The 14,600-nt window shown below is 65.0% G+C and carries 13 protein-coding genes; 8 read left to right on the top strand and 5 right to left on the bottom strand.

Translation table 11 applies throughout. The features are described 5' to 3' along the window. The first annotated feature begins 89 nt into the window (after positions 1–89). The 5 genes from AB7Z56_RS04595 to AB7Z56_RS04575 all read left to right on the top strand — a co-directional run bounded on the left by AB7Z56_RS04595 (position 90) and on the right by AB7Z56_RS04575 (position 5,034). Positions 90–839 carry an ABC transporter ATP-binding protein gene (locus AB7Z56_RS04595; RefSeq protein ID WP_063986060.1) on the top strand — a complete coding sequence of 250 codons (750 nt, stop codon included), beginning with the start codon at positions 90–92 and terminating at the stop codon, positions 837–839. Continuing rightward, complete coding sequence (locus tag AB7Z56_RS04590; protein ID WP_063980809.1) at positions 836–2,362, top strand: hypothetical protein; 1,527 nt, start codon at positions 836–838, stop codon at positions 2,360–2,362. The genes AB7Z56_RS04595 and AB7Z56_RS04590 overlap by 4 nt, the downstream gene beginning before the upstream one ends. Before the next feature lie 105 nt (positions 2,363–2,467). Continuing rightward, positions 2,468–3,283 (top strand): MBL fold metallo-hydrolase, encoded by an 816-nt coding sequence (locus AB7Z56_RS04585; RefSeq protein ID WP_063980808.1) that lies wholly within the window; start codon positions 2,468–2,470, stop codon positions 3,281–3,283. Between the two features lie 65 nt (positions 3,284–3,348). Beyond that, positions 3,349–3,870, top strand: coding sequence for a hypothetical protein (locus AB7Z56_RS04580; RefSeq protein ID WP_063986059.1), 522 nt, complete (start codon positions 3,349–3,351; stop codon positions 3,868–3,870). A gap of 111 nt (positions 3,871–3,981) precedes the next feature. Continuing rightward, the gene (locus tag AB7Z56_RS04575) at positions 3,982–5,034 is read left to right on the top strand and encodes an amidohydrolase family protein (protein ID WP_063980807.1); all 1,053 of its coding nucleotides are present in this window, start codon (positions 3,982–3,984) and stop codon (positions 5,032–5,034) included. Positions 5,035–5,114: 80 nt separating this feature from the next. Here AB7Z56_RS04575 and AB7Z56_RS04570 read toward each other — a convergent pair whose 3' ends face one another. Beyond that, complete coding sequence (locus tag AB7Z56_RS04570; RefSeq protein ID WP_063980806.1) at positions 5,115–5,570, bottom strand: cupin domain-containing protein; 456 nt, start codon at positions 5,568–5,570, stop codon at positions 5,115–5,117. 239 nt (positions 5,571–5,809) lie between these two features. Here AB7Z56_RS04570 and AB7Z56_RS04565 point away from each other — a divergent pair, with 239 nt between their 5' ends. Continuing rightward, positions 5,810–6,364 carry a hypothetical protein gene (locus tag AB7Z56_RS04565; protein WP_063980805.1) on the top strand — a complete coding sequence of 185 codons (555 nt, stop codon included), beginning with the start codon at positions 5,810–5,812 and terminating at the stop codon, positions 6,362–6,364. Positions 6,365–6,501: 137 nt separating this feature from the next. Here the strand turns inward: AB7Z56_RS04565 and AB7Z56_RS04560 are convergent, their stop codons facing one another. Together AB7Z56_RS04560 and pcaB are read right to left on the bottom strand one after the other, a co-directional pair. Further along, on the bottom strand, positions 6,502–7,758 hold the full coding sequence (locus AB7Z56_RS04560; protein ID WP_063980804.1) for an aminopeptidase: 1,257 nt from the start codon (positions 7,756–7,758) through the stop codon (positions 6,502–6,504). A 112-nt stretch (positions 7,759–7,870) separates the two neighbouring features. Next, entirely contained in the window at positions 7,871–9,232 is a 1,362-nt protein-coding gene (pcaB, locus tag AB7Z56_RS04555) for a 3-carboxy-cis,cis-muconate cycloisomerase (protein ID WP_063980803.1), read from the bottom strand. Between the two features lie 484 nt (positions 9,233–9,716). Here pcaB and AB7Z56_RS04550 point away from each other — a divergent pair, with 484 nt between their 5' ends. Further along, a complete protein-coding gene (locus AB7Z56_RS04550; protein ID WP_063980802.1) occupies positions 9,717–11,276 on the top strand; it encodes a winged helix-turn-helix domain-containing protein in 1,560 nt (519 codons plus the stop codon). Positions 11,277–11,476: 200 nt separating this feature from the next. Here the strand turns inward: AB7Z56_RS04550 and AB7Z56_RS04545 are convergent, their stop codons facing one another. Together AB7Z56_RS04545 and mddA are read right to left on the bottom strand one after the other, a co-directional pair. Next, entirely contained in the window at positions 11,477–11,899 is a 423-nt protein-coding gene (locus AB7Z56_RS04545; RefSeq protein WP_028148676.1) for a GFA family protein, read from the bottom strand. Between the two features lie 207 nt (positions 11,900–12,106). Next, complete coding sequence (mddA, locus tag AB7Z56_RS04540) at positions 12,107–12,895, bottom strand: methanethiol S-methyltransferase (RefSeq protein WP_063980801.1); 789 nt, start codon at positions 12,893–12,895, stop codon at positions 12,107–12,109. 133 nt (positions 12,896–13,028) lie between these two features. Here mddA and AB7Z56_RS04535 point away from each other — a divergent pair, with 133 nt between their 5' ends. Beyond that, the gene (locus AB7Z56_RS04535) at positions 13,029–14,579 is read left to right on the top strand and encodes a winged helix-turn-helix domain-containing tetratricopeptide repeat protein (protein ID WP_208089065.1); all 1,551 of its coding nucleotides are present in this window, start codon (positions 13,029–13,031) and stop codon (positions 14,577–14,579) included. Positions 14,580–14,600 lie beyond the last annotated feature (21 nt).

Here is a 14,600-nt window from a genome sequence, read left to right as displayed (position 1 = left end):
TGGCGGAATTTGGGGGCCGTATATTCACGGTGCCGAAACATCTTGGGATCATGGTCGCGAGCGATGCAAAACCGGATGGTGTGGCCGTCATGAAGCCGGACAGATCGGCGCTGGAAGTCCTGGGGTTAACGAAGCGTTTTGACCGTCTGGCGGTCGACAGCCTCGATCTCACCATTCACGCCGGCGAATTCTATGCGCTGGTCGGCCCCAACGGCGCCGGCAAGACCACCACTTTGCGCATGGTTGCGGGCCTGTTGCGGCCCGATGCCGGCGCGGTCTCGATCTTCGGCATCGATGCGCTCGCAAATCCCGTCGCCGCCAAGCAGCTGATGGCGTGGGTCTCCGACGAGCCCATGATCTACGACAAGCTGACGCCGCTTGAGTACCTCGAATTCGTCGCCGGGCTCTGGGGCATCGCGCCGTCGGCCTCGGAACCGGTCGCGCAGGACCTACTGACCTCGCTCGGGCTCGAGCCGCACCGGCACGAACGCTGCGAAGGCTTTTCCAAGGGCATGCGCCAGAAGGTCGCTCTCGCCGGCGCGCTGGTGCACGATCCCCGCCTCATCATCCTCGACGAACCGCTGACCGGCCTCGACGCCGTTTCCGCCCGCCACGTGAAGGGGCTGCTGAGCGAGCGCGTCCGCGCCGGCTGCACGGTCATCATGACCACGCATATTCTCGAGGTGGCCGAACGCATGGCCGACCGCATCGGCGTGATCGCCTCGGGCCGTCTGGTCGCCGAGGGCACGCTGACCGAGCTGCGCCAGCAGAACGGCCATGCCGACACCAGCCTGGAAGATCTCTTCATCGCGCTGGTGACGCTTCCGGAAGCCGCATGAGCTCGGCAACCGCGCTCTCCTGGTTTGCCCGCCACGAGCTCCGGCTCGCCTGGCGCGAATGGTTCGCCATGATGACCGGCGGGCGGCGCAAGCGGGCGCGCGCTGCAATGATCGGCCTGCTGTTCTTCGCGGCCCTCCTACACGTACCGGCCTGGGCTGTGATCGGCCGTTTCGCCGACCTGCAGCTGCCGCTCGACAAATCCTCGCTGATCGTGATCTCGGCGACGATCTTTCTGGCCTGGACGCTGATGCTGTCTCAGGCGATCGAATCGGTGACGCGGGTGTTTTACGCCCGCGCCGATCTCGACCTGATGATGTCCTCGCCCGCGACGCTGGCCAATCTGTTCTCGGTGCGCATCGCCGCGATCGCACTGGCCGTCACCGTGATGGCGCTGCTGTTCTCGACGCCGTTCATCGACGTGCTGGTGATCGGCGGCGGCGCGCGCTGGCTTGCGGCGTTCGGCGTCGTCATCGCCATGGGCCTCTCGGCCGCGGCGATCGCGATCGCCGTCACCATCCTGCTGTTCCGCCTGATCGGCCCGGCGCGCACGCGCTTCGTCGCCCAGGTCCTCGCCGCGATGATCGGCGCCGGCTTCGTGATCGCGCTCCAGGTCGCCGCGATCATGTCCTATGGCACGCTGTCGCGCTTCACCATCCTGACCTCGAGCAGCTTCGCCGCCTACGCGCCCGACGTCGACAGCATCTGGTGGTGGCCGGCGCGGGCGACCATGGGCGACAGCGAGGCGCTGCTGCTGCTCCTGGCGCTCGGGCTCGTGCTGCTCGGCAGCGTCATGGCGATGTTCTCGCACCGCTTTGCCGACACCGCGATCGATGCCGCCGCTTACGGCGCCTCCGGCAGCAAGGCCGCGAAACAGCGCCCGTTCCGCGGCGGATCGCGGCAACAGGCGCTGCGGCGCAAGGAATTTTCGCTGCTCTGGCGCGATCCCTGGCTGATCTCGCAGACGCTGATGCAGCTGCTCTATCTGGTGCCGCCGGCGCTGCTGCTCTGGCGCAACTTTGCCGACAGCTCCGCTGCGCTGACGCTGATCACACCCGTCATCGTGATGGCGGCAGGACAGCTCGCGGGCGGGCTCGCCTGGCTGACGATCTCGGGCGAGGACGCGCCCGACCTGGTTGCGACCGCACCGCTGACGCCGTCCAGCGTCATCCGCGCCAAGATCGAGGTCGTGCTGATCGCCATCGCCGCCATCTTCTGCCCGCTGATCGCGGCACTCGCTTTCGCCTCACCGTTCCAGGCCGCGGTCAGTGCCGCGGCTGTCATCATCAGCGCGGCGTCCGCGACTGCGATCCAGCTCTGGTTCCGGGTGCAGGCCCGGCGCAGCCAATTCCGCCGCCGCCAGACCTCGTCGCGGCTCGCAACCTTTGCCGAAGCCTTCTCCTCGATCGGCTGGGCCGCCAGCGCGGCGCTGCTGCTCGCGCTGCCGCTTGCCGGCCTCATCAGCGGCCTGATCACCGCGGGCCTCATCGCCATCACCTGGAAGTTCAGCCCAAGGCGCAACTAAACGCCGTGAGTAGGGCTGCGACACTGACGCGCTGTTGATCGCGGCCTATTGGCCACGCGCTGCATTGCACGCTAGACTTCTTCCGAAGTCATCGGGGACGGATTCATGCGGCGACTGGTTTCAGCGGCTCTGGCGCTGTTCGGCGCATTCCTCTCTCCTGCTCTCGCCCAGCAGCCACCTCAGCGGAGCGAATGCCTGGCGATGGCAAACGGCGCGCCCCGCGCAATACCGGCCGCCTTCCGGCAGGCCGCAGGCTCGGCTGAAGTCCAGATCACCTATGCCGGCCATTCCACCTATTTCATCGACACGCCGGGCGGCCTGCGCATCGCGACCGACTACAGCGGCGCCTACCAGGTCGGACGTCTGCCCGATATCGTCACCATGAACCGGGCGCACAGCACCCACTACTCTTTACTTCCCGACAAGCGCATTCCCCATGTGCTGCATGGCTGGGGCGAGGACGGCAAGCCGGCCGTCGTGTCGGAGCGCATCGGCGACACCTTCATCCGCAACGTCACAACCGACATCCGCCGCTATTTCGGTGACGATTCCGGCACCGACATGATCCGCGACGGCAATTCGATCTTCATCTTCGAGGTCGCCGGCCTCTGCATCGGCCATCTCGGCCATCTCCACCACAAGCTCGACGAAACCCATTTCGCCCAGATCGGGCGGCTCGACATCGTGATGGTGCCGATCGACGGCACCTACACCATGTCGCTCGACGGCGTCTCCGAGATCACCAAGCGGCTGCGCGCCTCTGTGGTGCTGCCGATGCATCGCTTCGCCACCCCGCTCGACGAGTTCATGCACCTCATCGGCCGGCAGTTCGAGATCGACCGGCGCAGCGAGCGCTCCTTCCGGATGTCGCGGGACGCGCTGCCGACGACGCCGACGGTGATCATCCTCGACGGCGTGTGACGCGCAATTTTCTCCAAGTCGATTGCCGTTCGGTCGTGCTGATCTCCTCGCGACGGGAGATCGACATGACAGACTTTGCCAGACTTTTGTACGCGGACGGACCGAACCCCGAGCACGCGGCGGCGCTCCAGCTCTATGGCCGCTTCGTCGGCGACTGGGATGCCGGGATCACCGCTCATGGCCCCGATGGAACCACGCACACCGCGCCCGGCGAAATCCATTTCGGCTGGGTGCTGGAAGGCCGCGCCGTTCAGGATGTCTGGATTATCCCTCGCCCAGCGGCTGCGCCGGCGTTTCCGATCGCCGGCAATTGGTACGGCACGACGCTACGGGTCTACGACCCCTCCATTTCCGCATGGCGGATTTCCTGGTTCGATCCCGGTCGTAGCGTGTTCCGCCAGCAGATCGGCCGCCCGCGCGGCGCGGACATCGTGCAGGAAGGTACGACCGATGCGGGCGACCTGACACGCTGGAGTTTCACAAAGATTACCGATGATTCCTTCCATTGGCTCGGCGAAGTGAAGCCGGCAGCCGCCGCCGATTGGCGGCTTGTGGTCGATGTGAGGGCGAAGCGGCGCAAGGGCTAACGACGGCGCCGCTGTGCTCGCGATGACGGGTGCGGTTGCGCAGCACGCGCAGCTGGATGCGAAGACGAGGTGCTAGGCTCCCCCCACAAAAAATAAAGGGAGCGAATGCCGATGGCTGCAAGCGGTGTGCCCGCCAACACGAGCGGGCTATTCGTCGAGCCGCGCGAGGACTGGCTCGCGCAATATCAGGAGGAGATCATCGATCCCTTGCGGCCGATCGTCGATCCTCATCACCATCTCTGGGATCGCGGGCAGCGCTATCTGATCGAGGAGATGGCGGCCGATATCGCCTCCGGGCACAACATCATCGCCACCGTCTATGTCGACTGCCGTTCGATGTATCGCGCGCACGGGCCCGAGGCATTCCGGCCGGTCGGCGAAGTCGAGTTCGCCAACGGCGTCGCCGCCATGAGCGCAAGCGGCGGCTACGGCACGGCCGCGATCTGCGCCGGCATCGTCAGCCACGTGAACCTGTTGCTCGGCGATGCCGCCAAGCCGGTGCTGGAAGCCGAGATCGCGGCGGGCAACGGCCGCTTCCGCGGCATCAGGCATTCCTCGGCCTGGGACGAAGACCCTGTCGTCGCCGGCATGTATGCCAATCGGCCGAAGGGGTTGTTGCGGGATCCTACTTTCCGCAAAGGCTTTGCCTGCCTCGCACCGCTGAACCTGAGCTTCGATGCCTGGCTGTTTCACCCGCAGATCGGCGAGCTGACCGAGCTCGCGCGCGCCTTTCCCGACACCAGGATCGTGCTCGACCATTGCGGCGGCCCGGCCGGCGTCGGTCGCTTCGCCGGGCGGCGCGAAGAGGTGTTTCCGCAATGGCGCGCCTCGATCCAGGAGATCGCGAAGTGCGAGAACGTCTCGGTGAAGCTCGGCGGGCTCGCGATGTGCCTGCTCGGCTATGACTTCCATCTGCGCGCGAAGCCCCCGTCATCCGAGGAGCTTGCCGCGGCCTGGCGGCCCTATGTCGAGACCTGCATCGAGGCGTTCGGCCCCAAGCGCGCGATGTTCGAGAGCAATTTCCCGCCGGACAAGGGCCAGTGCAGCTACCAGGTGATCTTCAACGCGTTCAAGCGTATCGCGGCGCCCTTGAGCGAGGCCGAGAAGACGGCGCTGTTCTCGCAGACGGCGAGCGATGTCTACCGGCTCGAACTGCCGTCATGACGAGAAGAGGGGCCGGGATGTTGGTCCCGGCCCCTCTTCCGTCGTGGCCGCTGGGAAGCGTCCTTGAAAATGCTTGAACTCTAGCCAGCCCCCAACAGCGAGGCGGGGCGGCGCTCGCCGGCGGAGACGAACATCCGCTTGAGCTTGTTGACGACGCGGATCAGGAATCCGATCATCACGGGATTGGTCTTGCGGCAGAAGGCGATCTTCTTGACGTGGCCTTCGACATGCCATTTGGCATGCGCGCCGTCGCGGAAGAAAATGACGTCGCCCGGGCCGTAACGCTTCGGCGGCATGCCGTCGCTTTCGAGCACGATCGATCCTTCCATGATCATGATCGTCTCGTCGATGTCGTAGTACCAGTTGAAGCGCCCTTCGGTGCAGTGCCAGATGATGGTCGAGGCGGTGCCGTCGGCGCTGGTCGACAGGATGTGCGAGCGCGACACCGGATTGCCTTCGATAATCCAGGACGGCTCGATCGGCCGCAGCTCGAGATCCACGTTGCAACTACTGATTTCAATCAATGACGGCGACATCTGCTTCCCCAGGGAATAAAATATGTATGGCCGGGTCTGGGCCCGGATTGTTTCCAAAGATGTTGGAACGCTAGTAGCCGGTTTTTAATTCTTTCTTACGCAGGCGCCGACAATCAGCCGCAAGTTGCAGGCGCGACGAGGTTAACGTCGGGATTTGCCTGCAAATTCGCGCACATGAACCCATCTTTTCTGGGGTGCGACAAAGTGCGCGAAAGTGACCAGCGAAGGAGCCCGCACCGATGCCCCTCACCCCGGAGGTTCTGACAGCCCAAGGCGAGGTCGTCGCCTGGCTCGGCAGCCTCGATGTTTCCTTCGCAACCGAAGATGAGCCCTGGTTCACCATCGACGGCGTCGAAAACCCCCGGCAGATCGGCAGCGACGGCTGCGGCGGCACCTTCGTGCTGCTGCCATCGCGGAATGTGCTCTACGTCTCATCGGAGGGCCGCGCAGGAATTATCGCCGGCACGTTCGAGGCCTTCATCCAGCTCTTTGTCGCCCACCCCTACTGGCTGGACATCCTCAAATTCTCCGCCGGCGGCGATCTCGCAGAGATGCGGCGCGCGGCGGATGCGCTTGAGGCGACACTCGACCAGGAGGATGACGTCAACGCGGCCCGCGAGGAAATTCGCGGCAGCCTCGACCTGCCCGATGCGGACGATCCCATCGAAGCGCTTTACGAGGCGGTCGCCACGTCCGACGTCATCGTGCGGGCCACCGACGGCAGCCCGTTCACGACGCTGTTCAACCGCTTCAGCATCGACAACAACCGGATGCTGCGCAACGCGGCGGCGTGAGAGCGCGTGACGCCAGCGCTGGGGCTTGAACCTTCCACCATCATCGTCATGGCCGGGCTTGTCCCGGCCATCCACGCCTAGCGGCACAAAGAACGTGGATGCCCGGGACAAGCCCGGGCATGACGAGCAGCGGCGGACTACTTCGCCCACTCGCCCTTGCGGAACACCGGCACCTTGCTGCCGTCGGCGAGAATGCCGTCGATGTCGGTCTCGGCAGAACCGATCATCCAGTCGATATGGATCAGGCTCTGGTTGCCGCCTTGCGCGGCGATCTGCTGCGGCGTCAGCTGCGCGCCGTTGACGAAGCACTTCGAATAGCACTGGCCGAGCGCGATGTGCGAGGCCGCGTTCTCGTCGAACAGCGTGTTGTAGAACAACAGCCCGCTCTGCGAGATCGGCGAGGAATGCGGCACCAGCGCCACCTCGCCGAGACGCCGCGCGCCTTCGTCGGTGTCGAGCACCTTGTTCAGCACCTCCGCGCCGCGCGAGGCCTTTGCGTCGACGATCCTGCCGTCCTCGAAGCGCACCGCGATGTTGTCGATCAGCGTGCCCTGGTAGGACAGCGGCTTCGAGCTCACGACATGGCCAAAGACGCGCCGGCAATGCGGCGTTGTGAAAACCTCTTCGGTCGGGATATTGGCGTTGCAACTGATGCCGTTCTTGGACAGCGAGGCGCCGCCCTCCCATTCATGTCCGTCGGCCAGCCCGATGGAGAGGTCGATGCCGGGACCTGAATATTGCAGCGCGCGAAAGCGCTGGCCGTTGAGCCAGTTGGTGCGCTCGCGCAGCACCGCGTTGTGGCTCGCCCAATTGCCCATCGCATCCTCGCGGTCGACGCGGGAGGCCGCGAAGATCGCGTCTGCCAGCTTGCCGATCGCAATGTCCTCGGGATCATCAGGGAAGACCTGCTTGGCCCATGACGGGCTCGGATAGGCGATGATGTTCCAGTTGGTGTCGAAATTGACGATTTTTTCCAGCGCCGGCTGATAGGCTATCGAATTGGCCTTGCTGGCGCGCGCCACCTTGGAAGGATCTTCGCCGGACAGCAGCATCGGATTGTCGCCGACGATGGCGAGCCGCGCGGTGTTGTCGGAGAACGCCTTGGCCATGCCCTCATAGAGCCAGTTGGCGGCACGATCGAAGCTGTTGTCCTGGCCGTGGCGGTAGCGCGCCAGCGTCATCTCCTCATCCGACAGGATCGGCGTCACGATACCGGCGCCGGCCTTGTAGGCGTGCACGGCGATCCGCCGCACCAGCGGCAGCGCGATCGCGGGCGCCGTCAAGAGCAGATCCTGTCCCGGCCGCAAGCCCAGGCCCACCTTCACCGCCACCTCGGCCAACCGGTCGAGTTTCACGGGATCGATGGGAACGGCGGAATTGCGGTGATCAATCATGCGGGGTCCTCTGCCGAAGCTCTCTCGTTCAATCTAAGTCTAGCATCGCAAGGCGCAAGTGCGCGAGCGCCTTGCGACACGGAGAGATACGGAGTTTCGCGCATTTTGGTTTTCAACGCGTTGCCGATTTCAGCACCCGGTCGACCATGGCAGGCGCAAGGCCGAGGTAATTTTTCGGTGAAGTCAGCGCTTCGATCGTGGCACGGTCGATCCTGACGGAGACGCGGGGGTCGGACGAGAGCGCGTCCGCCAATGTCAGACCCTTCTCATTGGCGAGCCGGCAGGCATCATAGACCACGTCATGCGCCTCCTGCCGCCCGATCTGCGGCGCCAGCCCCATCATGACCGCTTCGGCCACGATCTGGCCGCGGCTGATGGCGAGATTGTCGTTCATCTTCCTTTCATCGACGATGAGGCCTGCGAGCGCGAACTTCGCCTGGTGCAGCGCGCCGGCGGTCAGCACGAAGCTTTCCGGGATCGCCATCCATTCGGCATGCCAGGGCCCGGTGGCGCGCTCGAAATCCTGCACCATCGCATCCAGCATCAGACCGGCATGCTGGCGCACCGCCTTGGACGCCGCGAGCATCAGCTCCGAGGAGATCGGGTTGCGCTTCTGCGGCATGGTCGAGGAGGCGCCGCGGCCCTTGACGAAGGGCTCGTAGACCTCGGCGAACTCGGTCGAGGCCATGATCATGATGTCGAGCGCGATCTTGCCGAGCGAGCCTGTGACGAGCGCGAGGAAGTTCACGGCCTCGGCAAAGCCGTCGCGCGCGACGTGCCAGGTCGAGGCGGGAACGCCGAGCTCGAGCTCGACGCAGAGCGCCTCCTGCACCTCGAACCCCTTGCCGCCGAGCGAGGCCAGCGTTCCGGCGGCGCCGGCGAACTGTCCGACCAGCACGCGCGGCTTCAATTGCACGAGCCGCTCGGCGTGGCGGTCGAACATCGCGAGCCAGATCGCGGTCTTGTAGCCGAACGTCACCGGCAGCGCCTGCTGGAGATGGGTGCGGCCGGCCATCGGCGTGTCGCGGTAGCGCTTCGAGAGGTCCGCGAGGATGTTTCGCAGCTCGGCGATGTCGCGCTCGACGATCCCGAGCGCGGCGCGCAATTGCAGCACCACCGCGGTATCCATGATGTCCTGCGTGGTTGCGCCCCAATGCACGTAGCGGCCGGCCTCGCCGCACTGTTTCACCATCTGATGCACCAGCGGCAGGATCGGATAGCCGACGATGTCGGTCTCCTGTCGCAGCAGATCGAAATCGAATGCGGCGACGTCGGTCCGCGCCGCGATCTGGTCGGCGGCTTCCTGCGGGATCACGCCGCACTTCGCCTCCGCCTTCGCCAGCGCCACCTCGACCTCGGCATAGCGTCCGACCAGCGCGACATCGGAAAACACTTCGCGCATCTCGGGCGTGCCGAAGGCGTCGCGGAACAGCATGGAATCGAGCACGGTCGTCGAGGCGGGAAAAGCGGGCATGGGCGTTTCTTTATGGTTTGCGTTTGTGTGAGAGCAGCTTACGCGGGCCGCGCTGTTCGGCAATGGACATTCATGGCTCGCCACACATTCGATGCCGTACGACGACATTACGACGGCGCATCGCTCCATCACCCCGTCATCCTGAGATGCGAAGCGTGCGACGCGCGGCGGCGCACGAAGCGCCTCGAAGTGATGAGCGGCCGCGATGCAGCCGGGCCGTCGCCCTTCGAGGGCCGTGACAAGGCGGCCACTTCAGGGGGACGGGATAAATTGTGAGCGCGGCAAGATCGGGCTATGTGCGCAGCCCGCGCACCAGACCCGCCACATTCTCATTCAAGTTGCATTCCTATCCGAAAACGGCATAGCAGCCATCACGCGATCGTGGTGAACCCGGCAGGCCGCTCAGCGGACTCACAGTCTTAGAGTCGAAATCCATTCTGATTTCATCATTGCCTGATGTCATTGCGAGGGTTGAGTTTTCGACGTGCAGTTTATGTTCCGGGACCACCTTCTCGACACCGACCGGCGCGAGCTGAGCCGCGAGCAGGTTCCCGTGGCCGTGGAGCCGCAGGTCTTCGACCTCGTCGTCCACCTCATGGAGAACCGCGACCGGGTGGTCAGCAAGGATGAGCTGATCGACAAGATCTGGCACGGGCGCAGCGTCTCCGAATCCACCCTGACCAGCCGGATCAACGCGGCGCGCAAGGCGATCGGCGACAGCGGAGCCAACCAGGCGCTGATCCGCACCATCGCGCGCAAGGGCTTTCGTTTCGTCGGCGCTGTCCAGACGCAGCGCGGCGCGGCCTTGCCGGAGCCGGGCCGTGTCGCCCAGGCGCCGCAGGCGGCGCTCGCGCTGCCCGACCGTCCCGCGATCGCCGTGCTGCCCTTCACCAATATGAGCGGCGACCGCGAGCAGGACTATTTCTCCGACGGCATCAGCGAGGACATCATCACGGCGCTGTCGAAGCTGCGCTGGTTCTTCGTCGTCGCCCGCAACTCTTCCTTCGTCTACAAGGGCCGCGCCGTTCACATGCACGAAGTCGCGCGCGAGCTCGGCGTACGCTATGTGCTCGAAGGCAGCGTGCGGCGCAGCGGCGATCGCCTGCGCATCTCGGCGCAGCTCAACGACGTCTCGACCGGCAGCCATCTCTGGGCCGAGCGCTACGACCGCGAGCTTGCCGACATCTTCGCCGTGCAGGACGAGATCACCGAGGCGATCGTCGCCGCGATCGAGCCGCAGCTCTATACCGCCGAAAGCTTTCGTGCCCAGCAGAAGCCACCGGGCAGCCTCGACGCCTGGGACCTCGTGATGCGTGCGCTGTCGCATTATTGGCGCATCACGCGCGAGGACAACGCCGCCGCACAAGGACTGCTGGAACAGGCGACCGCGATCGATCCCGCCTATGGCAAGGCGCTGGGCCTGCTCGCGACCAGCCATATCTTCGGCGCGCATATGGGCTGGGCCGACATGGCCATGACCGTGCCGGTCGCCGAACGCGCGGCGCTCGCGGCGGTGGAAGCCGATCGCGAGGACGCCTGGGCCCATCACGGTCTGGCTTATACTTATTTGTTCCGCCGCCGCTTCGACGACGCGCTGGCTGAGTTCGAGCTGACGCTGCAACTCAATCCGAATTTTGCGATGGCGCACGCTTTCTACGGCGTGACGCTGTGCTACGCCGGGAGATGGCGAGACGGCGATGCCGCCGCTCGCCGCGCGCTGCGGCTGAGCCCGCGCGATCCGCTCGCGGCGATCTATTGCGGCGTAGCCGCCTATGCCCAGTTCATCGGCCGCAACTATGAGGGCGCCGTGCAGATGGCGCGGGAATCGATGCGGCAGCGCGCCGATTTCGTCGGCGCCCATCGCGTGCTGACGGCCGCCGCCGGCATGTTGGGCGATCCTCAACTCGCGGCGTACGCGCTGCGGGGCCTGCAACGCACCCAGCCCGGCATCTCGCTGGCCTGGCTCACGCGCGAGCTGCCGATGCGGCGGGCAGAGGATCGCGAGCACTATCTGCAGGGGTTTCGGCGCGCGGGAATGAGGTGATGCTGTTTACCCTCCCCTGGAGGGGTCCGGGACGAGCGTAGCTCGCCCGTGGGTCGGCTCGCATCTGAGCGCAGCGAAGATGAGAGACGGGGTGGGGTGACGGTCTCTCCACAATGAACACTGCCTGCGTGGAGAGATCCCCCACCCCGCTCGCGCTTCGCGCGATCGACCCTCCCCCTCCAGGGGAGGGTAAGTGCACCCTACTCCTGCATCATCTCGCCGCTGCCGCCGAACTCGGCCGGAAAGTCCTTCAGTTTCGGCAGGCCATCGCGCATCGGCAGCACCGTCTCGGCGTAGTTGACGTGAACACCGGGTGTGAATGCGAGCGTGGGGATGGTGGCGGTGAAGACGTCGATCAGGTCGAGCGGCGGGTGGTTGGTCATGAGATGACCGCCGCACTTCTTGCAATATTTGCGCTGGCTGAGCGGCGTCTTGGCAAAGGTCTCGACGTTCTGGGCGCCTTCGGTGATGCGCACGGCTTCCGGCTTCCACAGGCTGAAGGCATTCACCGGTCCGCCCGACCACGAGCGGCAGGAGCGGCAATGACAATAGCCCATCGCCGCCGGCTCGCCTGTGACCTCGATTGTGACCGCGCCACAGAAGCAGTTTCCGACATGTTTCATTGGGTCGTCTCCGTTGGATGAAGGTTGAAATTCCTCTCCCCGCTCCGGCTCGCCGATAAACCGGCAAAGGCGGATGCGGGGAGAGGCGTCGGAGCGGAGGGAATCACCCCGAGGGACGTTGAGGGCTGGAGGCCGGCAACGTCCGTTACGCGCTTCGGTTCCGCCGCGCGTCCTCCTTTCGGTGGACGCGGCGGAAAGATGCTACGGCTATACCGATCTGCGCCAGGGAATAAGCATCGACACCCGTTGTTTGTACTGCCGGTATTCGTCGCCGAAGAGATCGACGAGGTCGTGCTCCTCCAGCGCGATGCCGACGAAGATGTAGAGCGTGGTCACGGCCGCGAACAGCAGATGGCCCGCCGTCATGACCGGCGCCGCCCAGAACGCGATGATGAAGCCGAGATAGATCGGATGACGAACGAACTTGTAGAACAACGGCGTCTTGAAGCGCGGCGGCGCCGCCTCATTGCCCACGAGATGGTTGGTCACCTGGTGCAATCCGAACAATTCGAAGTGATTGATGATGAAGGTCGAGGCGAACACCAGCACCCAGCCCGCGAGGGACAGCGTGACCAGCGTCACGGCGAGATCCGGGTTTCCGACATCCCATACGACCGCAGGCATTGGACGCCACTGCCAGAACAGGAGCAGCAATGACAGGCTCGCGAACAGCACGTAGGTCGAGCGCTCGACCGGCTTGGGGACGAACTGCGTCCACCACGCCTTGAACTGCTTGCGCGCCATCACGCTGTGCTGAACGGCGAACAGCGTCATCAGCAGTAGATTGATGATGACGGCTTCGGCCGTCGGCGTGTCGGTTCCGGTGTCGATGGTCTTCGGCACCACCAGCCCCATGACGAAGCCGATGGCGTAGAGAATGGTGACGAAAAACACGAGATATGCCGCAATTCCGTACAGAAAGCCGATGAATTTGAAAATGCGTGAGCCCGCAACCTCCGGGCCGATGGAATGAAGCTGGTGATCAAGTTGGGTCATAGAACGCTCCGTTGTGCCGAGGCATCGGCACTGTTTAGTGTTCGCACCATGCCGGATCGGACACCCCCTGACTTTCACGGACGGTTGATTTTCGCCTGAGACCACTTTGATTTTTGCTTGAGACGACAGAAACGTGCGATTTCTCTTTGAAAACAACGTGCTCGACGGCGACCTGCGGGAACTGACGTGCAGCGGCGCAGCCGTGCCGCTGCAGCCGCAGGTGTTCGATCTGCTGCTCTATCTGGTCGCGCAACGCGCCCGTGTGGTCAGCAAGGATGACCTGATCAGCCAGATCTGGAGCGACCGCATCGTCTCGGATTCCGCCCTGAACAGCCGAATCAATGCCGCGCGCAAGGCGCTTGGCGACGACGGCGCGACGCAGCGGCTGATCAAGACGATCCCGCGCAAGGGCTTTCGCTTCGTCGGCGAAGTCCGGGAAGATGTGGCAGCGACGCTTGCGCCGGTGGAACCCGGCCCTGCCCCGGTGCGCGCCGTGACGGACCGCCCGGCGATCGCAGTGCTCGCCTTCGAGAACATGAGCGGCGATCCCGCGCAGGAATATTTCGGCGACGGGATCAGCGAGGACATTCTCACCGCGCTGTCGAAGCAGCGCTGGTTCATGGTGATCGCCCGCAATTCGTCCTTCACCTACAAAGGGCGCTCGGTTCATATCAGGCAGATCGCCGAGGAGCTCGGCGTCCGCTACATCGTCGAAGGCAGCGTGCGCAAGGTCGACAACCGTGTGCGCATCACCGCGCAGCTCAACGACGCCACCACCGGCAGCCATCTCTGGGCCGAGCGCTACGACCGCGAGCTTGTCGACGTCTTCGCCGTGCAGGACGACATCACCAACGCGATCGTCGCGGCGATCGAGCCGCAGATCCATGCGGCCGAGAATTTTCGCGCCGACCGCAAGCCGCCCGCGAGCCTCGATGCCTGGGACCTGCTGATGCGCGCGCTGTCGCATTACTGGCGAGTGACGCAGCAGGACCACAAGGCTGCGCAGGCATTGCTCGAACGCGCCATTTCGATCGACTCGAACTACGGTCAGGCGCTGTCGGTGCTGGCGGCAAGCCACATGTTCGGCGTCCATCTCGGCTGGGCGGAGCTTGCCACGACGGTGCCGATCGCGGAGGCCGCCGCGCTCGCCGCGGTGCGTCATGACCACGAGGATGCCTGGGCCCATGCCGCGCTCGGCAGCGTCTTCTTCTCGACGCGCAGGCTTTCCGACGCGCTGTCCGAGTTCGAGCAGGCGCTCGCGCTCAACCCGAACTTCTCGCTGGCGCAGGGCTATTACGCCCTGGCGCTGTCCTACGCCGGTCGTTCCGGGGAATCGTTCGATGCGGCGCAGAGGGCGATCCGGCTCTCGCCGCGCGATCCGTCGCTGGCGATCTATTACGGCATTGCCGGCTATGCGCGCTTCACCGAACGGCATTACGACGAAGCGATCGCGCTGGCGCGCGAGGCGATCCGCCATCGCGGCGACCTCACCGGTGCCTACCGCGTGCTCGCGGTGTCCGCCGGCATGACCGGCGACGGCGCGCTGGCCGAGATGGCGCTGGGCGAACTCCGCCGTACCCAGCCCAACATCTCGCTGCACTGGATCGCAACGCAGCTGCCCTGGGCCAGTGACGCCGATCGCGAGCACTATCTGGAAGGGTTCCGGCGCGCGGGGTTGGGGTAGAGAACTCCCTCTCCCCGCAAA

This window comes from Bradyrhizobium sp. 482_C4_N1_8, assembly GCF_052075965.1.
GTDB lineage: Bacteria > Pseudomonadota > Alphaproteobacteria > Rhizobiales > Xanthobacteraceae > Bradyrhizobium > Bradyrhizobium barranii.
Note: the sequence above shows the minus strand (reverse complement) of the source record. Positions and strands in the feature narration are given on the sequence as shown.